The sequence below is a fragment of the Pseudomonas sp. B21-053 genome (genome assembly GCF_026016365.1).
GTDB classification, from domain to species: Bacteria; Pseudomonadota; Gammaproteobacteria; order Pseudomonadales; family Pseudomonadaceae; genus Aquipseudomonas; species Aquipseudomonas nunensis.
Map to the genome: position 1 here is coordinate 5,605,589 of NZ_CP087205.1, position 23,369 is coordinate 5,628,957.

The following is a 23,369-nucleotide window of genomic DNA, read 5'->3' on the forward strand; positions in this document are numbered from 1 at the left end:
TAAACGATCAGCGCTCAACCACGCGGCAGGAAGACGTCGGCCAGCAGTTGATTGCGCGGCAGCCCCGCCAGGTACAGGCGCCTGGCAAAGGCGTCGACACTGTCGGGGGCACCGCAGAGTAAGGCCAGGGTTTGCCGGGAGACAAGCCGCAGTTGCGCCAACGCCTGCGGCAACTCGGCCGGAGTCCAGAGTTCGACCGTGAGGTTTTCCCGGCCCACGGCCATGGCTTGCAGGGGTTTGGCCAGGTAATGCTCGCTGGCGTCATGGGCCAGGTGAATGACGCGGATAACGCCCTGGTGATCCTGGCGCAAGGCTTCGCGCAAGATACCGAACAACGGGCCCAGACCGGTGCCGGCCGCCATCAGCCACAGCGGTCGGGTGTGCCAGTCGGCGTCGTAATGCAGCGCACCGCCGCGCAGTTCGCCGAGGCGGATTGCATCGCCGATTTGCAACTGGCGCGCTGCGTCGCTGAACTCGCCGGGCTGGCGGCAATCGAGGTGAAACTCCAGGAAGCGGTCTTCGTCCGGCAGGCTGGCCAGCGAATACGGCCGCGCCACATTGCCGGCCCATAAAACCAGATGCTGACCGGCGCCGTAGCGCAACGGACGTTGGGTGGTCAGGCGCAGCCGCAATACGTTGGCGCTGAGCCAGTCGACAGCGGCGACCTCGGCCGGGCTTCCGTCCCGTTGCGGATCGAAGGTATGCACCTGCAAGTCCTCGACCACCGAACACTGACAGGCCAGACGCCAGCCTTGCTGACGCTGTTCAGCGCTCAAGGCATCGGGGCGACTATCGTTGGGCAAGCCTTGAACGCATTGCACCAGGCACGCATGGCAACTGCCGGCGCGGCAACTGTAAGGCACCGCCACGCCGTTCTGATTCAAGGCATCCAGCAGGTTGCTGCCCGCCGCCACGGACCATTGGCGTTCGCCGACCCGCAACTCAGGCATCGACGTTCTCCCAAGCCGCCGCGCAACGATTGCGCCCGTCGCGCTTGGCGCGGTACAGCGCTTGGTCGGCCCGTTGCAAGGCGTCGTCGAGGTCGTCGCCGAGTTCCAGCAAAGTCATGCCGGCGGACAGGCTGAGGTTGCTCACGTCCAGGCCGAACAACTCGACATCGGTAAAGGCAATCCGCAGCCGCTCGCAACAGGACGTCAGGCGTTCGGCGTCACAGTAAGGCAGCAACACCACGAATTCTTCGCCGCCGTAACGGGCCAACACATCGCCCTCGCGCAGGCAGGCCGTGGCCACTCCGGCGAAGGCTTGCAACACCTGATCGCCGGCGGCATGCCCGTGCACATCGTTGATGCGTTTGAAGTGATCGAGGTCGATCAGCGCCAGGCCGTGCACCACACCAGGTTCCATGGCGTTGAGCTCGCGCGAGGCCAGGCGCAGGAAATGGCGGCGGTTGAACAGCCCGGTGAGTTCGTCGGTGGCGACCAGGTCTTCGAGCTGGCGCATCATCCCGCGCAAGGTGTCCTGATGCGCCTGCAAGGCAAACCGCCGCTGGCGCATCAGTTGGCGCGAGGCCTGGACGTAACGGGCGTAGAGCACCAGCCACACCAGCACGATAAACAGCACACACACCTGTAACAACGACAGGGCCGGGTCGGACAACTGGAAGTGGTAGCCCTCCCACAGCGTGATGGCGCTGAAACTGAAGAACACCAGCAACGCACACCGCACAAAGGCACGGCGTGACAGATGGAACAGGCCGAACAGCAGAATCAATATGTAGAAGACCAGAAACGCGCCACGGGCCTCGTCCAAATGCGCAATCAGCCACGTTTGCCAACCGAGGCCCAACAATACCTGCACTTCGGTCAGGCTAGGGTCGGCAAAACGCAGGTTGCAACCGCTGTAGAACACCGCAAACAGCGCCGCCTGACTGATGACCACCAACGCACTGCCGACGGCAACGCCGGCCAGGGGCACATCGTAGTGACCGGTGAAAAACGCCAGCCACAGCAGCAGCAATGCCAGGGCATAGGTGCCGGCCGCGAGGGCAAAACGTTTGAGCAACAGGCGCTGGATGGCGTTATGGGTCAATCGATGACTCACCGAAGGAAAAGAGGCTGAAAGAGAATCCTACTCTACAGGCCGATTGCCACTTTAGTGGCGCGACCGATAAATGACCATTCAATTTTGGAGCGGAAAAATGGCGTCAGAACGCTGACAAAATCCCCCCATAGAACCTGCGTAGGAGCTGTCGAGAGCAACGAGGCTGCGATCTTTTGATTTTGATTTGATTTGATTTTTTAAGATCAAAAGATCGCAGCCTCGTTTCACTCGACAGCTCCTACAGGGAACCGTGCGTACCGTATACGACCAACGATTGACTGTCGGCGGGTGTGCCCGGAACCGAGGCGCGTTATACTGCCGCGCCTTTTTAGCGTCGCGCCAGCAGCCCCGGCGTGCCTTGTAAAGGTGCTTGCAACCGACCGATGCACCCAAGCTGCAAGCACCTTATTGAATGTTCCCGTCTTTTAGAGGAGCGCGACTCATGACCGTGATCAAGCAAGACGACCTGATTCAGAGCGTTGCCGACGCCCTGCAGTTCATTTCTTATTACCACCCCGTGGATTTCATCCAGGCGATGCACGAAGCCTACCTGCGCGAAGAATCGCCAGCGGCCCGTGACTCGATGGCGCAGATCCTGATCAACTCGCGCATGTGCGCCACCGGCCACCGCCCGATCTGCCAGGACACCGGCATCGTTACCGTGTTTGTCCGTGTGGGCATGGACGTGCGTTGGGATGGCGCCACCATGAGCCTGGACGACATGATCAACCAAGGCGTGCGCCAGGCTTACAACCTGCCGGAAAACGTCCTGCGTGCCTCGATCCTCGCCGACCCGGCGGGCGCTCGTAAAAACACCAAGGACAACACCCCGGCCGTTATCCACTACTCCATCGTTCCGGGTAACACCGTGGAAGTGGACGTGGCGGCGAAGGGCGGCGGTTCCGAGAACAAGTCGAAAATGGCCATGCTCAACCCGTCCGACTCGATCGTCGACTGGGTTTTGAAAACCGTTCCGACCATGGGTGCCGGCTGGTGCCCACCGGGCATGCTCGGCATCGGCATCGGCGGCACCGCCGAGAAAGCCGCGGTGATGGCCAAGGAAGTGTTGATGGAATCCATCGACATCCACGAGCTGAAAAAGCGCGGCCCGTCCAACCGTATCGAAGAGATGCGCCTGGAGCTGTTCGAGAAGGTCAACCAACTGGGCATCGGCGCCCAGGGCCTGGGTGGCCTGACCACCGTGCTCGACGTGAAGATCATGGATTACCCGACCCACGCCGCGTCGTTGCCGGTGTGCATGATCCCTAACTGCGCCGCCACCCGTCACGCGCACTTCGTGCTCGACGGTTCCGGCCCGGCCTCGCTGGAAGCGCCACCGCTGGACGCCTACCCGGAAATCGTCTGGGAAGCCGGCCCGTCGGCCCGTCGCGTCAACCTCGACACCCTGACCCCGGAAGACGTGCAGAGCTGGAAGCCGGGCGAAACCGTCCTGCTCAACGGCAAGATGCTCACCGGTCGCGACGCTGCGCACAAACGCATGGTCGAGATGCTGAACAAAGGTGAAACCCTGCCGGTGGACCTGAAAGGTCGCTTCATCTACTACGTCGGCCCGGTTGATCCGGTGCGCGAAGAAGTGGTTGGCCCTGCTGGTCCGACCACCGCGACGCGGATGGACAAGTTCACCCGTCAGATCCTCGAACAAACCGGCCTGCTGGGCATGATCGGCAAATCCGAGCGCGGCCCGACCGCAATCGAAGCGATCAAAGACCACAAAGCCGTGTACCTGATGGCTGTCGGCGGCGCGGCTTACCTGGTGGCGCAAGCGATCAAGAAATCCCGCGTCGTGGCATTCGCCGAACTGGGGATGGAAGCCATCTACGAGTTCGACGTGAAAGACATGCCGGTGACCGTTGCGGTTGATAGCAAGGGCGAGTCGGTACACATCACCGGTCCTGCCATCTGGCAGCAAAAGATCAGTGAAAGCCTGGCGGTAGAAGTGCAGTAAACGCTTCGCTAACCGGCAATAACAAAAGGCGACCCGATGTTCGGGTCGCCTTTTTTATTTCAAGCGTTATTGCAAACGGTCATAAACGCCCGTTTTCGGCAGCACTTTAAATCTAAAAAAACCCACTGACCTGTCATATCTGACAGGTTACGTCAGCTTATTTAATCGCTAGTTTAATCCTGCCGGGCAAACCCCTTTCGCCCTCTCCCCAGGCAGGAGTCCTCTTTAAATGGACGAGCACACTCAGCCTTCACTGGCTTCGCTTATCGACATCAACGCTACCGCCAAAAAGGGTCGCGTGACGTTCAAGACTGCCATGCAGCAGATGGGTTTGACGTCGCTCTTCGACATCATCCGTTTGCCCAAAGCGGTGTTCGCCCGTCAACTCGAGGCCTTGAGCGACGCTGATGGCCGACTGGCCTATGACAACGCCCTGTCTTATGCCGTGCAAATCGGGCGCTTGTATCGGGAGTACCAGACGTCGTCAGGACTAATGGGCACCTATAATCGAACCGGCGTGCGCTCGCTGGTCAGCCTTGGGGCTACCTATCAGAACCTGTTCAAGGAAAACTGGGATGACTTCTGTTCGGTGGGCGCGATTGCCGCCATTGATTCGCCGGTGGCGTATGCCAGCCGGTTGTACAACTTCATCGGGGAAATCGAACAGCTGACGAATCCGGAGAGCGCGGCGACGGATACCCGGGCGTTATTGGAAAAACGTCGTCCCGACCTCAAGAACCTGGTGATCGACGAACAGAGCACGTTCACGCCCAGACCGATGCTGGATATCGTGATCGAGGTCCTGACCAAAAGCGTTCGCGCTTATCTGGACACCCTCCCGGCGGACAAAACGAAACCGCTCTACGAAGTCATGGCTGAGCGGCGTTATCCGTTCGAGTTTCCGTACAACTTTTATCACCAGCAATGCCTGCTGGGCCTGGCGCCGCCCAAGCCAGGGCTGGGGGAGTTGAACTACCGCATCAGCCGGTTATTGCCGTTGTTTCAAAGCCCGGACAATCGCTATGGCAAGGTTTCGGAGAACAGTGCACAGGCACAGCGTCTGTTGTCGGGGTTGAGTCCGCAGCAGCAACAACTGCTAATCGAGCCGGCGTTGTTTACGACGTTCTACCTGAACACAAATGAGATTAGCGAGATACGCTGGAAAAGTATTAGCACTACAACAGTGCGTGCAGACAAAGCCTTTCGGGCGGCTTATGTTATTCCGACGCAACCCTCCGTCGCTGAAGTGACCCCATCCGCCGTTAATCTCGGGTCAGGTACAGTGGGCTCGAACAACGTCATATTGAAATTTAATAATATCGATGCCGCGGACATCGCGGTAAAACTGAATTTCATCAGCACTACTCTTACATCAGACTCTTACTGGACACTGAATAGCCTGCATGCTGCTACTGGTGCCAACCTGTCTGCTGCTGGTGGGTATTACACAGCGCATAATAGTAACCAGCCTTTACCCACGACCGAAGGCTACAGCACCCGTTTCTACTTGCTTGTCGCGACCAATCTGGATGCGGACAACGTCATCCCCTTAGGCCTTTCCAAACTCAGCTATACGCTCACGCTGGACGAGCACTACACCTTCACACCTGAGCAGCAAACCTTCTTTCAGCAGCATTACGGTCGCTCGGTAACCTCCCCTGAAAAAATGGCCCTGGCCGAGGTCACGACGTTCATGCAGTACACCGGCCTGAATGCGCTACAGGTGGAAACGCTGCTGTCCCAGCGCAGCCAATTTCCGCGCCTGTCGGCCAATGTGCCCAGCACCAACCCGCACAGGGAAGGCATCACCATTGATAGCAAAAAGGTCCTGCCCTTCCCGCACTCTTCCCACTACGGTGCCTGCTACGTCAACGGCAATGGCTCGGGGAACTACGACAGCCTCGATGTACCCACCGTAGCGTCGATTCAAAAAGACCAGTTCGACAACTCCATGACCCTGGAACCCTACAAGTCCGGTGAACTGGATGTCTGGCACATCACCAAGACCTCGCCGGACCGCTTCGACCGTCTGCAACGAATGGTCCGCTTGCAACGCTGGACGAACATTCCGTTCGCCGAACTGGACACGTTGATCACCGCCGCCATCCGCGCCGAAGGTGAAGCCAATCTCGGCATGGAGTTGAACCTCAACACCTTGCGTACCCTTGGTGTGTATCAATACCTCAACCGCCAATACACCCTCGGCGCTGAAGAGTTCGCGGCATTCCTGTACTACCTGAGCCCCTATGCCACGGGCAAGCGCCTGCCGTTGTTCGATCAAGTGTTCAACCAGGTGCAGTTGTTCGACACACCGTTGATCCTCGATCAAACCGCCTTCACGGTGGACAACCCCAACCCCGCGGCACAACGCACCCTGTTGCAACTGTGCGCCGGCCTGGGGCTGCAACCCAGCGAGGATTCGCTATTGTTGCTGGCACGCCAAACCCTCAAACACCTGGGTGCGTTGTCTCGTGACTTGACCACCGTGTCATCGATTTACCGCCAGGCACGGATCGCCCGGATGTTCGGATTGTCCGTCAGCGACACCCTGGATCTGGCCGGCCTGCTGGGCGGCGAGACGTATCAGCAGCACCTGTGCACCGGCAAACTGACGGCCCACGGCGACACGACGGACGATGCACCTGACCTCCTTGACGTGTTGATGCAAATGGATTGGGCCGTGGCGTGGCTCAAGGACAGTGAGTTGACCGTCGGGCAATTGCAGCGCTTGCTCGGGGTGACCGTCGACAAATCACCGATGCCGCCGCTTGTGCTTGAGCGACTGCTTCGCTTGATGAAGGAAAGCGCTGCCAGTGTCGTGACCGCGCAACAACTCAGTGCGCTTGGCCTGCCAGCCAAGGACGATGATCAGGCCGTCATCGATTGGTTCAAGGTGTTGCTGGACGAAAAAGGAGCGGCCCCCAAGCAACCGCTGATTGATGCAGCAGGCCTGGTATTACCCTTGTCACTGGACGAAACCAGCGACGCGACATCGGCCTTTGAGAGTCGGCTGACAGTCGTCGTCGGGCGTTTGAAATTGCAGGAGTCCGGCCTCAAGCAACACGTGGTGGAAACACTCCAGGGCCTGATGCTGAGCGCACAGGATCGTCAAGCGTTGCTCATCAGTGGTTTGCTTCACGACACCGTCAAACTGCAAAAGGAACGGGTGGCGGCGGTGCTCGCATGGGCCGGTACATCGGTTTACGCCTTCCTGAGTGAAGCCCTCAAGGTCGCCGATTCACCTTCGCCAGCCCTGATCACGCTTTACCAAAAGGTGGCCCGTTACGCCGAGGCTGTGCAGACACTGCGTATCAATAACACGGCGCTGACGCTGTTCCTGCTCAACCCTGCGTGGCTGAGTGCTGACGATTACGTGCCCCCATCGCCCGTTCTTGCCGGTTTCTACCTGCTGGAGCGTTTCAGTCACTGGCACCGAAGCCAGAGCCAGCCCGAAGAAAACCTGTTGGGTTACTTCAACCTCGCCAACCCCGCCGCTGCGCAGTTGAAGAACAAAGCGCTGCGCCTGATCGCCAGCGACAGCGCCAATGCCGCGCTCGCTCAAGTGCTGGATTGGGATGAACAACAAGTGGCTTCGCTGACAGCGACATTACCGGACAACCGCGCCACGACCCTGGCGCAGGTGGATTGGGTGCGGCGCTGTCAGGCCGCTTGCCTGGCCAGCGGACTGTCCGCCAATAGCCTGTTGCAGGTCACTGAGCTAAATACGACCAGCACCTTCGCCAACTGGAAAACAGCCGGGGAATCTGTCGTGGCAGCGAGCCGGTCTTCCGAATCAGCGCCTGTATAAACGAGGAGCGATCATGTCCACTTCCATCGAAAAACAACTCAATGAATCCCGGCGTGACGCCCTGTTGGCGATGTACCTGCACGAGGTCGTGCCCCAGGACCCAACGTTGATCGACCTGCAACTCAGCCACCGGATCGAAACCGCCAATGATGTCTACGAGTACCTGCTGCTGGATGTGTTGGTCAGTCAGGACGTGCCGACCAGCCCTGTCGCGTGCGCCATTGCCAGCATGCAGCAGTACATCCACGGCATTTTGCTGGGCATGGAGCCGGGGCAAACGGTTTATGACCTCTCCGATGAGCAACTGGAACATTGGCGCCTGGAAATGAACCAGTACCCGCTGTGGGCGGCCGTGCAGCAATTGCATTACTTCCCATCGATCTACATGGACCCGACATTACGCCTGACCAAGACCGACCACTTCGAGCAGTTCGAAAACGATATCAATCAGAACCAGATCCAGCCCGGCACTGTGCAAAGCGCCGTGCTGGCCTATCTGGCACGCTTCGAAGAAATCGCCAACCTGAGGTGTGTGAACGGTTACATCGATGGTGAAGATTTTGCCAACAGCACTTACTACTTTGTTGGCAAATCGCCGGCGGAGAATGCCTATTACTGGCGAACACTGGACATGTCCCGGCGTCCAGCCATCGACCCCGCCAACAACGGCCCCAAGTACGATCAGCCACTACCTGACGCCTGGACAGACTGGAAAAAAGCTAATGTGCCGATCTCCAACATAGCCATCGAACACACGATTCGACCGGTGTGGTTCAACAAACGGTTGTTTGTGTTCTGGGCTGAAGTGACCACTAACGATGCCGACGCGATGCCATCTTTCACGCCCCCCGACGGTAGCACGGGGCCCGTACCCGATATCCAGAACAACCCTAAGTTCCGGCTGTATGGCTCCTATAAAAAATACGACGACACCTGGAGCACACCGCAGGTTTACATCGAGCACTACAGCACCCGCAAAGAACTATACGAGATGGACTCGCACCTGCTCGCACAGGGCACCGACACTATCGCGGTCTACGATCACTCGACCACACCGGAGTCATTGTTTCTGGCGATCTATGCCAATCACCACCACGGCGGTGCCAACAACGGCACACGCGATAGCTATAGCTTTTTAAGAACCCTGCGCATGGACAAAAACTTCAACATGGCGCCTCTGTTTCCGGCGGCAGGTTACGTTGAAGACCCCGGACCGGCGAAGGAAGCGAATCTGGCTGATATCGATGAAGACCGGGTTCGGTTGGTCGGCCATCTGTTTACTGATAAATCCGCGGGTAAAGGACGGTTTCAGTATTGGCTGCCAACCAGCACGCCTGAGTTTGGCAATCCGACCCCATCGACACCTATTACGACCCCAGAGGTCTGGAACTATCAGGGCACACAGGTCCGCATCGATAATTCAGTGGACCAAGTGAATTACGACCGCAGCAAATCAGTCATCAACATTCGTACGCAGATAAATGCCCGCTTCGAAGATAGAACCACCTTCCAGATCAAGGTAAAGGATGGCGCAACCGTTCTATTTGAACTGACCCTGGTAATTAATGCGTACCAACAGGGCACATGGATAGATTTGCTCGAAGGTTCAACCCTCAAGGCGACTGGCACTGATTTTTTCAACACCAAGGCTAATGATTACAAGTTTGAGCTCGACCCGAGCCCGATGAAGAAAATGATCGTCAATTGGGGCGAAGACCACAAATTCAAACTACCTCAAATTGCCCGAGGAGCGACTGAAAACCTGGTGAGCAAAAGTATTCACCGAGATGCATTGAACCTGATGTTGTTCGGCGGCATGACTGTCAGAGGGAAACTTGTTTCCCTTATTGGCGGCAATAAAAACCTGGCCATAAGTGCAATGGAAATCACCGGCGACGGCCCTCATGAATTCCGTCAAGTCATCTTGTATCCCCTCTCTGTAACGGGGACGAAGTTCCCCCCCGAATCCTTTACGGACATGCGCCTGCTCCATGTCTCAGCGCTCAGCAGTAGCGTAGAGACTTGGGATACGCTTTCTGTGCAAATTCCGATCAATCAGGAAACCAAGCTTCCGGAGGGATGGCTGGCTGACTGGCCTGCGGGCCATAACTCAATTCCCCTGATCCATGGCGTCGCGGTTTACAAACGTGAGGGCCTCATAAACCCGCAGTACGTTTACCAGGGCAGCGCTCTAAAAATGCTCTCGGTGGGCTGGCAAGCCAGTACAACCCTAAAGCCTCAGGTAGCACCGTGGATCGATCATATGGAAAGTCCGACCTTGGGGAACGCCGAGTTTATCGATTTCTACGGTTCATCTATTCAATTTAGCGACAAGCCTTCTCCACAGGTTAAACGTGCGCCCATCCGCATGAACACCACATTCGCGCGCAACTTGATTCAACGCGCCGAAGCAGGGATGGATGAGCTGCTCACTTGGGAAACCCAGCATTTGGCCGAACCCCCCATGGACCCGGATCTGCCGTATGAGCCCATGGACTTCAAGGGTGCTTATTACCTGTACTTCCTGGAGCTGTTCCTCTACATGCCATGGCTGGTGGCTTATCGCTTGAATCAGGAACAGCAGTATGACGAGGCAGAGCGTTGGTTGGCTTACCTCTTCGATCCGATGCGGCAGAGAGGCGACAGTGGCCATCCGCCGTATTGGAATGCAGTACCCATTGCGCCCGAGCACGCCACTAACGAAACGCCGGAAATGAGCCATGCCACCCTGTGGCCAAACGATCCACACCAGATAGGCCTGAGCCATCCCGTGCATATCCGCAAAGCGTTGTACTTACTCTTGCTGGATATCAAGCTCAACCGGGCCGACCATGCCTACCTGCAACTGACGCCCGACAGTCTGACCGAGGCCAAGCTGCATTACGTGCAAGTGCTGGATTACCTGGGGCCGCGCCCGGATGTGCGGCAGGTTGATTCCTGGGACCCGATTACCCTGCAAGCCCTCAGTACAGCGACCAATACCGGGCTGCGTGAGTTTGAAGTGCGCTTGCTGGAACAGCGCCAGCAACTGATCGACAACCCCCTGCCGGATTTCGCTGGCCCTCATCCCGAGGCAGTGCCTTTGCTGTGCCTGCGGCCTTACTCCGAAGACCCGACACTGCCGACGGTCGACAACCCCCACCTGCGCCTGCCCTTCAACCCTGAATTGATCATGCGCTGGGACCATGCCGAAGGCCGCTTGTATAACCTGCGGCACAATCTCGACCCCGCCGGCAAACCGTTACACCTGCCGTTATTCGCCAACCCGCTGGACCCACGCGCCCTGCTGGCGGCTTATGGCCAGGGTTTGTCCGGCGCCAGCCAGAACCAATTCCTGAACCCTGACATTCCGCCATACCGTTTCAGCGTGATCTGCGCCCACGCCCTCACTGCAGTCGAACAGGTAATTCAGTTTGGCAACACACTGCTATCACTGACGGAACGCAAGGAACAGGCGCAGTACCTGGAGTTGCAACAGCAGCACGCCTGGTCCCTGGCGCAAGATGCGCTCAACGTGCAGCGTCAGGCGTTGCAAGTGGATGAGAAGAGTCGGGCGGCGCTGATGGCCAGCCGGAAAGTGGTGACGGAACGGTTCAATTACTACGCCGAGCGGGCCGATGAATACATGAGTGCCGTAGAGGGGATTGCCGTTGCGCTGCCAATGGCAGGCCGCATCCTGACCGCCAGCGCAGGCTCGATAAAAGCCAGTGGCGAGGTCGCCAAAATAGCGCCTAACACCTACGGTGCCGGGGTTTTCGCAGGGCCGGGTGGCGCCGGGGCTTCGTTCATGGCGGGCGGCCAACGTCTCGAGGCACCGGCTGAAGCCGCGAGCACGGCCAACTTCACCGCAGCGGAAATGTCGTTTCTGGCGAGCCAGGCGTTGTTTCAAGTGGAAAGCTTCCGGCGTCGTCACCAGGAATGGGAACAGGCGCGCAATCAAGCCGAACTGGAACTGGCGCAAATCAACGCGCAGCTCGATATTTATACCGAGCAACACAAGGCCACGCTGCTGCAGGTCACCATGGCCCAGACCTCGCTGAACCAGGCCCGGAAAACCTACGAATTTCTCACCAGCAGCGAGCGCTTCACTAAGGCCCAGACCTACGACTGGCTCAACGGTCAGTTCGCGACGTTCTACTTCAACGCGTATTCCTCTGCCCTGTCGTTGTGCCAGGCCGCCGAAGCGTGCTGGCGTTACGAAGAGGCGGATTACCATCGGCCACCGGCGTTTACCGGCGGCACCTGGAATGCCACCTATCGAGGGTTGGGTGCCGGAGAATCGCTCAAGCAAGGGTTGCTCAAATTGCAGGCCGACCACCTGTTGCAGGACGTGCGCGGACTGGAGATCCGCAAAACCGTTTCGCTCAGCCAAATCAAAGGCAAGGACCCGAGTCAGAACCTCAACAAGGACTGGGCAGGTATTCAAAAGGACCTGAAGGACAAGGGCACCTGCGAGTTCGAACTGACGCAAAAAATGTTCGATGACGATTACCCCGGACACTACCGGCGTCGCATCAAGAGCATCAGTTTGACCCTGCCGGTGACCGTCGGCCCCTATGAGGACATCCGGGCGATCCTCAGCCAGACCTATAGCCGGGTAGAAATGACGCCCACCCTCGGTCAGGCGCCCAAGGACAATTTGCGGTCCAGCCAGCAGATCGCCCTGTCCACCGGTGTCGATGATTCAGGCATGTTCACCCTCAACTTCCAGGATGACCGTTACCTGCCGTTCGAGTACACCGGCGCCGTGTCGAAGTGGCAGTTGCGGTTTCCCAATCACAACAACCAGGCGCACATCATTGAATCCGCCACGGACATCATCTTGCATGTGTCGTACACCGCGGTGGACGGAGGGTCGCTATGAACGAGCAAGCCTCCGGCACCCTCGACATCGCCGCCCCCTCCCTGCCCAAGGGTGGTGGCGCCATTCAGAGCATCGGCAAGGGCTCGGCCGGCGTCGGGTTCACGGGTTCCTTATCGGAAGGTTTGGCCCTGCCAATCAGCAAGGCCCCCAACCGTGGATGGGTCCCGCCGCTGGGCTTGAGCTACAACAGCGACGTGGGCAACAGTCCCTTTGGCATCGGCTGGAAACTGACCACCAATGCCATCACCCTGCGTACCAGCAAGGGCGTGCCGACCTATGACGGCAGCGACCAGATCGTAGGCCCCGGCGGTGATGTGTGGATGCCCGAAAAAAGTGACGATGGCCAGATCATCTCCAGAGAGGTTGCCAGGTACAGAACCGTCGATATCGCCCGGCATCGTGTGGTGCGTTACTGGCCGCGGGTCGAAGGCGCCTTTGATTTGATCGAGCACTGGACCCTGGTCGAGCAGCCGCAGAACCCGCAAGACCCGACCTACAACCCGGCCGGTTTCTGGTTGATCCACGGCGCCGACGGCAGCTTGCACCTGTACGGTAAATCACCGAACGCGCGCCGGGCTGATCCAAACGACAAGACCCGCGTCGGTGTGTGGATGATCGATGAAAGCCTCAACCTTCGCGGCGAACACATCGTGTACGAATACATCGCGGAAACCGACGCGCCCGCCGCGCCGCAATTTCGTGATTACCGCGCCCAGCGCTACCTGTCGCGGGTGCTTTACGGCAACCAGAGGCCCGAGGCGAATCTCTATGCCTGGAGCGCCACAGGCTGGACACCCGAGCACTTCTTCTTCCATTTGCTGTTCGACTACGGCGAGCGCAGCACCGACCTGACACAAACGCCAACTTATGGCGGGGAAGACGACTGGACGGTACGCTCGGACCCGTTCTGGAACTACGCCTACGGTTTCGAACTGGGCACCCGGCGCCTGTGCAAACAAGTGCTGATGTTCCACCACTTCCCCGCCGAGTTGGGGCCCAACCCGGTGCTGGTCCAGCGCCTGTTGCTGGAACACCGCCAAAGCCCGTTGGGTTTCAACCACCTGACGGCAGCGCACATTCAGGCCTGCGACAATCAGGGCCAGGTCGAACACCGTCCCCCCGTGGAATTTGCCTACAACCCGTTCGAGCTGGATCCCGGCCATCCGGGGTATAGCGAATTCCCGGACATGCCCGGTCTCAACGATGGCCAGCAGTATCAATTGACCGACCTGTACGGCGAAGGCATGCCCGGCGTGCTGTTTCGCAGTGACAAGGCCTGGTACTACCGCGAACCCGAGCGGGGCGAAAACGGCGCTGATCATGTGCGCTATGGCGACTGGCACCTATTGCCGCACATTCCCGTGGCGGACAGCCGCATGCCCTTGCGCCAGTCCCTCAGCGACCTGACCGGCGACGGCAAGCTCGATTGGGTGCTCGCCCAGCCCGGGCTCAGTGGGTTCTTCACGCTGAACCCGGATCGCAGTTGGTCCAACTTCGTGCCGTACAGCGCGTTTCCCAACGAGTTTTTCCACCCTTCGGCGCAATTGGCCAACCAGGTGGGTGACGGCCTGAGCGACCTGGCGCTGATCGGCCCGCGTAGCGTGCGGTTGTACGCCAACCTTCGCGAAAGCGGATTTACCGCTGGCGAGAATGTGCCCCACGATGACGATGCGCTGCCGTTATTGAGCAACAGCAAAACCGAACTGGTGGCCTTCAGCGACGTGCTGGGCAGTGGTCAGCAGCACTTGATCCGCATCCGTCACAACGAAGTCAAATGCTGGCCGAACCTGGGACGCGGACGATTCGGCAAAGGTTTTGTGCTGTGTGCCCTGCCTTTCGACTACGCCACGTTCAACGCCTCGCAAGTCCTGATGGCGGATCTCGATGGGTCCGGCGCCACGGACCTGATCTATCTGGAGTCCGACCGTCTGCGGGTCTTCATGAATCGCGCCGGCAACGGCTATGCCGCCGAGTCGCAAGACTTGCCGTGGCCCCAGGGGGTGCGCTATGACCGGCTCTGCCAGGTGAGCACCGCCGACTTGCAAGGGCTGGGTTGCTCCAGCCTGATCCTGACCGTGCCACACATGTCGCCGCGCCACTGGCGCTACGATTTTGTGCAGGCCAAGCCTTATCTGTTGAACGCCAGCAGCAACAACATGGGCGCCGTCAGCGGGGTGACCTATCGCAGTTCGGCCCAGGAATGGCTGGACGAAAAAGTCGAGTTGCTCGCGGCCGGCAAAGCCCCGGTGTCCAGCCTTCCGCTCACCCTGCACCTGGTCAGGCAAAAGACCAGCCTCGATGAAATCACCGGCACTCGCCTGACCGAAGGTTACCGCTACCGCCAGGGCTTCTACGATGGCGTCGAGCGCGAGTTCCGTGGCTTTGGCCTGCTATTGCGCACTGACACCGAAGCAACGGCCATCGAGCGCGCCAGCCTTGGGTTCACGGCGCCGGTCCTCAGCAAAACCTGGTTCCACACCGGCAAAGCCGTGGACATGCGTGACGAGGGTTATTACAACCGTGACCCTGTAGCCATACCGTTGGGCACTACCTTGCTGCACGAATACCACCTCAATGACGGGGTGGGTCGTGCGGTGGTTCCCGACGAGGATCTGGCCCGGGAGATGGCCCGCGCCCTCAGTGGCTCGGTGTTGCGCACGGAGGTGTTTGCCGCCGATGACGACCCGGAGACTGCCGTGCCTTACTCGGTGCAGGAAAACCGCCTCCTGGTGCGAGAACTCAAGCCCAAGGGCAACCACCAGCCCTATGCGGTCCTGCAACCGCTGGCCCTGGAAAGCATCGCCTACCAGTACGAACCGCAAGTCCCCGACGACCCGCTGTGCCAGCACACCCTCAACTTGGAGTGGAACAACTATGGCGTGCTGACCCATGGGTTCACCGTTCACTATGCCAGACGCCGCGAGCCCGGTGTCGGTGACCCGCCGTTCATAGTCTGCGAAGCCGGGGACGACCGTGATGAATGCCATGAAAACACGTGGTGGGCGGACGCCCACGATCCGGCCCAGCAGAAGTGGTACCTGAACCAGGCCAAAGCGCAGGTCTATGATCTCGAAGCGCCGCAAGAATGGCGTCTGGGCTTGCCTTATCGTCAACGCAGTAATGCGCTGGTCCTGGAAAAAGCTGAACTCAAGCCCCAGGACATCAACTACGAACACTTCCTTGAACGAAGCGATGACAAGGGCCCATGGGCGGAGAAAGCAGTGCTGACCGCACTGGCCGTGCAGCGTTATCAGAATCCCGCCAACGGCGAGCTGTTGGACCCGGCCCCCGAGAAGAATGCCATCGTCTTCGAAGCGCTCCCCGACTACCTGGAAGCCGCCGAACTGGACACCACCGCCCTGAGCGCCTATGACAAGCTCAAGAACGCCGAGGGCAACATGCCGTTCAATCTGAAGGAAAAACTCGAATCCCCCGAGGTGAGTTACCACATCATGGACAGGTTCCTGCCGGACGCTGAACCCGTCGAACCGGCCGACCCCACGGACGCGAAAAACTACCTGTGGTCGCTGCGCAAAGGGTTCCCCACCTACCACACGCTGGCAGGCTTCTATAACGTCAAGGCATTGCGCCAGACCCGAAGTCACGGCATCACCGAGGTCACTTACGACGAACCTTACTGGTGCCTGCCCACGGCGGTGAAATTGCCGGACGGCTGCATCACCCGCACCCTGAACACCGACTATCGTTCGTTCCTGCCGGCGGCCATCGAAGACCCCAACCAGAACATTCAGGAAGGTCGCTACAACGCCTTTGGCGAAGTCTTGGTCACCAGTTTTCACGGAACGGAGCTGGGCGAAAAAGTCGGTTTCAAGGCGCTGACCGGTTACCGGCCGCCCGCTGACCGCAGCCCTGACGCCGCGATCGCCGGCCCCAATGCGGCCATCGGCGACTACGCCACGGCCACCTTCAGCGCGCCTTTCAGCTGGATGGGCCGGGTTTCACAGACGACGCCCCCCGGCGCGCCCTGGCTGGCCTGGGCGCGCGACAACGGTTATGTGCTGCCCGGCGGTCACCTGTGTACCCGCGCCCGGTGGCACCTCAAAGACCTGGAAACACCATCAGCGGACGAGCAACTGCTGAAAAAGTATGTCGATGAAGCCCATCGCGAACCGGTGCATGTCGCCACGTTGCAGGCGGATCGCTACCCCGGCGACCCGGACCTGCAAATCCGGATCGCCATCGCCTGTTGGGACGGATTCGGCCGATCCCTGCAAGCCAAGCAATTGGTCGAGCCGGGGAAAGCCTGGGTGGCCGGGGAGCACGGCGAGTTGCAGCTCAATCCCGACGGCACCCCGAAAGAAGAGCATGCCGAGCAGCGCTGGCGAGTCAGTGAGCCGGTCATGTACAACAACAAGGGCGAGACGGTATTGATCTGCCGGCCGTACTTTTGCAATTCATACCGCCGCATCAACGACCGGGCAATGTTCAAGTTCGGCTATTGCGACCAGCAGTTTTATGACCCGCCCGGCCGGCCAACCCGCACCCTGCTGGCGAAAAAGCCCCTGCGCCGGGAAGTGTGGTATCGCACTTGGTACACCATCGCCTTCGATGAAAATGACACCTATGAACAAGCCATGGCCGAGATGCTGGCGTCGCAGCAGGAGGCGCAATGAACACAACCATTGATCGACGCACTCCGACGCTGACGGTCACTGACAGTCGTGGGCTGGCGGTGAGGCTCGTGGCTTATTGCCGAAGCAATGTCGGCGGCGGTGCGCAGCCGCGCATGAATACTCAGACCTACGACGCGGCCGGGCGCCTGGTGGCCACTCGCGATCCTCGGCTGCAGCAAACGCCGGCCGCGCGGGCCAACCTGCTGACGATCTACAGCCTGTCAGGGGCGGCCTTGAGCAGTGACAGTGTGGACGCCGGATGGCGCCTGGGTTTACCCGGTGAGGCGCAACAGGCGCTGGAAAACTGGGACGGTCGCGGCAGTCACCAGCGCAGTGAGTACGACGCGCAACTGCGTCCGGTCGCACGGTACGAATCGCTGTCCGGGGAACCGGCACGTACCGTTGAACGCTTGAGCTACGCCAATAATACCGCCGAGTTCGCGGCGCGTAACCAGTGTGGTCAATTGCTGCGCCATGACGACCCGGCCGGCACGTTGCTGTTCAATCAACAGGCCTTGACCGGTGAAGTCATCAGCCAGACCCGGCGCTTCCTGCCCGATGAGCAAGCTGCCGACTGGCCGCTGGACATCGCCGCACGCGATACCCTGCTCGAACCCGACAAACGCTACACCACCCTTCAGCGCTACAGCCCCGTGGGCGAATGGATTGTCCAGACGGATGCCGGTGAGCACCAACAACGTCGGTTCGTTGATTGCGCCGGTCAGCTCAAGGGCATTGCGTTGACCCTCAAGGGCAAGCCGTCCCAGCCACTGCTGACCGCCACGCAGTACAACGCCGAAGGCCAGCTGCTCAGCCAGACCGCCGGCAATGGTGTGGTGACCACGGCGACGTTCGAAGCCAGCACCGGTCGGTTGACGCGCCTGAGCGCTGCGGCCCCCGGCAAAGGCGTACTGCAAGACCTGAGTTACGAATACGACCCGGTGGGCAATATTTCCCGGTTGCAGGATCACACGCAAGCGGTGCGTTTTTTCGCCAATCAACGGGTCGTGCCGGAAAACACCTACACCTACGACAGCCTTTACCAACTGATCAGCGCCACCGGCCAGGAAGCCGTCGGGGCGAGCATCCGCCCCGGCCTGCCGGACCTGATCAGCCCCATCGACCCCAGCCTGCTGCTCAACTACACCGAGGAATACGAGTACGACGCGGGCGGCAATTTCACCGAGTTGCGCCATCGCCGCGAAGGCAACAATTACACCCGCACGATGCGCGTGGCCCAGGGCAGTAACCGCGCCTTGCCCGGAGAAACCGACGGCCCGGCACCGGAATTCGAGCGCCAGTTCGACGCCAATGGCAACTTGCAAACCCTGGTACCCGGCGCACAACCGATGGTGTGGGACGGGCGCAACCAGTTGCAAAAACTGACGACCGTCAACCGCGCCGACACGGCCAGTGATGGTGAGTACTACCGCTATGACAGTGGCGGTGCACGGGTGCGCAAGGTCAGTTCGGCCCAGGCCAGAGCCGTGTCCCACCAGCGGCAAGTACGTTACCTGTCGGGCCTGGAAATCCGCACGCTGGATGCCAGCGAAGAACTGCAAGTCATCAGCGTGGCGCTGGGGCGCGGCAGTGTCCGCTGCCTGCACTGGGTGACCGGAAAACCTGCCGACATCGAAGCGGATCAAACCCGCTACAGCCTCGACGATCACTTGGGTTCGTGCAGCCTGGAACTGGATAAAACCGCTGCCGTGATCAGCCACGAGGGCTATTACCCCTATGGTGGTACCGCATGGTGGGCGGCGCGTTCGAAGGTGGAGGCCGACTATAAAACCATTCGTTATTCGGGCAAGGAACAGGATGACAGCGGGTTGGTGTATTACGGATTGCGGTATCTGGCGCCATGGTTGGGACGGTGGATAAATCCGGACCCGTTGGGGGCGGTGGACGGGTTGAATTTTTATCGGATGGTGCGCAATAACCCGATAGGGTTTGTGGATGACACCGGGGGAATGCCGACAGAAACCGCCATAAATATCGGAGTTCCACCGCCATCACCTACAACACCAGCATCAGCATCAGCATCAGCAAGCTCATTTCGCAGAGAGGAAACAACATTCTCAGTCATCGAGTCCCCCCAGTTCCGCAGAGACCACAGGTTTCCCCCGCCAATGCCTGACAGCTGGGAGGTCTGGCGTAGCGACTGGGCGAATACCGAAGTCAGTTGGAAAAGCTTCAAGCCAGGAATGAAGAACATCCTCTTGCCAATAGTTGATTCCCGTATCGGGTTAATCGCATTCCCTACCGGGGGCGCGAGTCCAGCCACATCGGCAATGGCAACGTTGATTGGAGCGATTTTAGGCCCGCTCCTTACAAACGAACTTCATCCTAACCCCGCCGCGACGCCTTACATGCATATTCCTGGCATGCCAACAGACTCAAACGGCATATACCAACGCACCCAAGAAATCCATCAAATACATAACAGGTACTCCATTGCCGCAATTGCGGCGGGAGCATCACTTGGGCCATTGAGCATGCTCATCAACAGCTATGTTGACGAACTCAGAGACACGAAGGCAAAAGCAGAGAAAAAAGCCGAGGCGGCAGATATGATGACTAACTTGAACAAAGTAATCCTCGACCTGAAAATGCGACCTGCCGGCACAGTATCAGCGCATGAGCAGGACACACTGATCCAGGGGATACTCCGAATGGAGGGTTTGAGTTCGATCTCGTCAAGGTCAGTGGGAATGCTTGAGGACACGCGAGCGCTAGGACCTCTCTACGGGTATTCGCAAGATGAAACCGATCCCGACGTGACGGTCTCGCACTCTGAATGGACTACCCCACCCCCACCTGAACAAGCACCAGTAGCCCGCAGGAGAATCACTCACCGTTAGAGAGCTATGACAGTCTCCCCCGGCGGGCCCACCATGCTATGGTGCCCGCCCGAATTCTGACCTGTTTGCGCCAGCATGCTGCCGACTTCCCGTACCCTGCGCTTGTCGTTGTATACCCTGTTGATCCTTGCCGGCGCAGCCCTTGCGGCCGGGCTGGCGATGCGTCACACCGAACGCCAGGCCCTGGAAGACGACGCGGCCCGCGCCAACCAGCAACTGGCGCTTTACGCCAATTCCCTGCACACCCTGATCGACCGCTATCGCGCCCTGCCCGCCGTGCTGGCGCTGGACCCGGAATTGCGTTCGGCCCTCGATGGCGCGGTGAGTCCTGAACAGCAGGACCTGCTGAACCGCAAACTGGAAAAGATCAACGGCGCCGCGCAGTCCTCGACCCTGGAATTGCTCGACCACACCGGCCTGGCCGTGGCCGCCAGCAACTGGCGTTTGCCCAGCAGTTACGTGGGGCACAATTACGGCTTCCGCCCCTACTTCAGCCAGACCCGCACTCAGGGCACCGGGCGTTTTTATGCGGTCGGGGTCACCAGTGGGATTCCCGGTTATTTCCTGTCCAGCGCGGTGACCCGGGACAACGGCGAGTTCCTCGGCGCCATGGTGGTGAAACTCGAATTCCCCGAGCTTGAGCGCGAGTGGAGCCAGGGCAGCGACACCCTGCTGGTCAGCGATGCACGCGGGATTATCTTCATCGCCAATCAGCCGGGCTGGCGTTATCGGCAGTTGAAGCCCCTGAGCGATAGCGATCACGCCGAGCTCAAAGCCACCCGCCAATACGACAAGCAACCGCTGACGCCGCTGAAGTACCAATCGGTGCGCCGTTTCGACGACAACAGCGATCTGGCCCGGGTCGATGGCCCCGACGGCACCGCGGATTACCTGTGGGAATCCCTGCCGCTGCCCGCCGAAGGCTGGACCTTGCACCTGTTGCGCCGTCCACAAATCGCCTTCGAAGACAGCCGCAATGCCGGCCTCGCCGCCGCCGGATCGTGGCTGGCGCTGGTGTTTCTGTTGCTGTTCCTCAACCAACGCTGGCGCCTGGCGAAAATGCGCCAGCGCAGCCGTGAAGAACTCGAACAATTGGTCGAAGAACGCACCCGTGACCTGCGCACTGCCCAGGACGGTCTGGTGCAATCGGCCAAACTCGCGGCACTCGGGCAAATGTCGGCGGCGCTGGCGCATGAAATCAACCAGCCGCTGACTGCCCAGCGCATGCAGCTTGCAACGCTTAGGCTGCTGCTCGATCACGGCCGCATCGATGACGCCTACAAAGCACTGAAACCGGTGGACGACATGCTCACGCGCATGGCGGCGCTGACCGGTCACCTGAAAACCTTCGCCCGCAAAAGCCCCAGCGGCCTGCGCGAACGGCTGGATCTGGCGGCGGTGGTCGATCAATCCTTGCAGTTGCTCGACGCACGCCTGCGGGATGAAAACGTCAGCACCGTGCTGCATCTGACGCGCCCGGCGTGGGTGCGTGGCGATGCGATTCGCCTGGAGCAAGTGCTGATCAACCTGCTGCGCAACGCCCTCGACGCAGTGCACGATAAACCCTGCAAACGCCTGGAAATCCGCCTCGAAGCCGATGAGCAATTGTGGCGCCTGAGCGTTTCCGACAACGGCGGCGGGATTGCCGAAGAACACTTGCCGAACGTGTTCGATCCGTTCTTCACCACCAAACCGGTGGGCGATGGCCTGGGCCTTGGGCTGGCGGTATCGTTTGCCATCGCCCACGAATCCGGCGGACGCCTGTCGGCCGACAACCACGACAATGGCGCGGTGTTTACCCTGACCTTGCCGATTGATCTGGAGGAGCCTGTCTCATGCTGAATTCGGTGATCGTGGTCGACGACGAAAGCAGCATCCGCAGCGCCGTCGAACAGTGGCTGAGCCTGTCGGGTTTCGACGTGCAGTTGTTCAGTCGCGCCGATGAATGCCTGGCGCAACTGCCGGCGCATTTCCCCGGAGTGATCCTCAGCGACGTGCGCATGCCCGGCATGACCGGCCTGGAACTGTTGGCCGAAGTGCAGCGCCGGGACGCCGACTTGCCGGTGATTCTGCTCACCGGCCACGGCGATGTGCCGATGGCCGTCGAAGCCATGCGCGACGGCGCCTACGACTTTCTGGAAAAACCCTTCAGCCCGGAAACCCTGCTCGGCAGTTTGCGCCGGGCGTTGGAAAAGCGTCGATTGGTCCTGGAAAACCGGGCGCTGCATGTGCAAGCCGACAACCGCGCCAAACTCGACGCCACCCTGCTCGGCGTGTCCCGTGGCTTGCAGACACTGCGTCGGCAGGTGCTGGATTTGGCGACGTTGCCGGTCAACGTGTTGATCCGTGGCGAAACCGGCAGCGGCAAGGAGTTGGTCGCTCGCTGCCTGCATGACTTCGGCCCGCGTGCGGACAAGCCGTTCGTGGCGCTGAACTGTGCGGCGATCCCCGAGCAATTGTTTGAGGCCGAATTGTTCGGGCATGAAAGCGGCGCGTTCACCGGGGCCTCGGGCAAGCGCATCGGCAAGCTTGAGTACGCCGACGGCGGCACGCTGTTTCTCGATGAAATCGAAAGCATGCCCCTGGCCCAGCAAGTGAAGTTGTTGCGGGTGTTGCAGGAGCAGAAGCTGGAACGGCTGGGGTCGAACCAGAGCATTCGCGTGGACTTGCGGATCATTGCTGCGACCAAACCCGACTTGCTCGACGAAGCCCGGGCCGGACGCTTTCGCGAGGATTTGGCCTATCGCTTGAACGTCGCCGAATTGCGCCTGCCGCCGTTGCGCGAGCGCCGGGAAGACATTCCGTTGTTGTTCGAAACCTTTGCGCAGAACGCCGCCGAACGCCTGGGCCGGACCTTCCCGCCGTTGAGCGGCCCGCAACTGAGCCATCTGCTGAGCCACGACTGGCCGGGCAATGTGCGAGAACTGGCGAACGTGGCCGAGCGTCAGGTGTTGGGGTTGGGTGAGCCGGAACCGGCGGCGATTGATCCTGGCCAGTCGCTGGCGGCGCAGCAGGAAGCGTTTGAAGCCCATTGCTTGCGCGCAGCGTTGAACCGGCATAAGGGCGATGTGAAAGCGGTGCTTGAAGAGCTGCAACTGCCGCGGCGCACCTTTAATGAAAAGCTGCAGCGGCATGGGCTGACTCGGGAGATGTTTATCGGCGAATGACCGTAAAG

Annotated in this window: 9 protein-coding genes; 7 read left to right on the top strand and 2 right to left on the bottom strand. The window is 59.8% G+C overall.

What is annotated here, in order from left to right; translation table 11 throughout:
• Nucleotides 1–14: 14 nt before the first annotated feature.
• Nucleotides 15–950 (bottom strand): iron-sulfur-binding ferredoxin reductase, encoded by a 936-nt coding sequence (locus LOY68_RS25115; RefSeq protein ID WP_265040558.1) that lies wholly within the window; start codon nucleotides 948–950, stop codon nucleotides 15–17.
• On the bottom strand, nucleotides 943–2,049 hold the full coding sequence (locus tag LOY68_RS25120) for a sensor domain-containing diguanylate cyclase (protein WP_054613705.1): 1,107 nt from the start codon (nucleotides 2,047–2,049) through the stop codon (nucleotides 943–945). The genes LOY68_RS25115 and LOY68_RS25120 overlap by 8 nt, the downstream gene beginning before the upstream one ends.
• Nucleotides 2,050–2,503: 454 nt before the next feature.
• Here LOY68_RS25120 and LOY68_RS25125 point away from each other — a divergent pair, with 454 nt between their 5' ends.
• The 7 genes from LOY68_RS25125 (at nucleotide 2,504) to LOY68_RS25155 (ending at nucleotide 23,361) form a co-directional block, all read left to right on the top strand.
• Nucleotides 2,504–4,027 (top strand): fumarate hydratase, encoded by a 1,524-nt coding sequence (locus LOY68_RS25125; protein WP_054045073.1) that lies wholly within the window; start codon nucleotides 2,504–2,506, stop codon nucleotides 4,025–4,027.
• 229 nt (nucleotides 4,028–4,256) lie between these two features.
• Nucleotides 4,257–7,835 carry a Tc toxin subunit A gene (locus tag LOY68_RS25130; protein ID WP_265040560.1) on the top strand — a complete coding sequence of 1,193 codons (3,579 nt, stop codon included), beginning with the start codon at nucleotides 4,257–4,259 and terminating at the stop codon, nucleotides 7,833–7,835.
• 13 nt (nucleotides 7,836–7,848) lie between these two features.
• On the top strand, nucleotides 7,849–12,699 hold the full coding sequence (locus LOY68_RS25135) for a neuraminidase-like domain-containing protein (RefSeq protein WP_320110082.1): 4,851 nt from the start codon (nucleotides 7,849–7,851) through the stop codon (nucleotides 12,697–12,699).
• Entirely contained in the window at nucleotides 12,696–17,333 is a 4,638-nt protein-coding gene (locus LOY68_RS25140) for a SpvB/TcaC N-terminal domain-containing protein (protein WP_265040563.1), read from the top strand. Before LOY68_RS25135 ends, LOY68_RS25140 begins: the two co-directional genes overlap by 4 nt.
• Nucleotides 17,330–20,194, top strand: a complete 2,865-nt coding sequence (locus tag LOY68_RS25145) for an RHS repeat-associated core domain-containing protein (protein ID WP_265040564.1) — start codon at nucleotides 17,330–17,332, stop codon at nucleotides 20,192–20,194. The genes LOY68_RS25140 and LOY68_RS25145 overlap by 4 nt, the downstream gene beginning before the upstream one ends.
• Nucleotides 20,195–20,269: 75 nt before the next feature.
• Nucleotides 20,270–22,036 (top strand): sensor histidine kinase, encoded by a 1,767-nt coding sequence (locus LOY68_RS25150; protein ID WP_265040565.1) that lies wholly within the window; start codon nucleotides 20,270–20,272, stop codon nucleotides 22,034–22,036.
• Nucleotides 22,030–23,361, top strand: coding sequence for a sigma-54-dependent transcriptional regulator (locus LOY68_RS25155; protein WP_265040567.1), 1,332 nt, complete (start codon nucleotides 22,030–22,032; stop codon nucleotides 23,359–23,361). The genes LOY68_RS25150 and LOY68_RS25155 overlap by 7 nt, the downstream gene beginning before the upstream one ends.
• Nucleotides 23,362–23,369 lie beyond the last annotated feature (8 nt).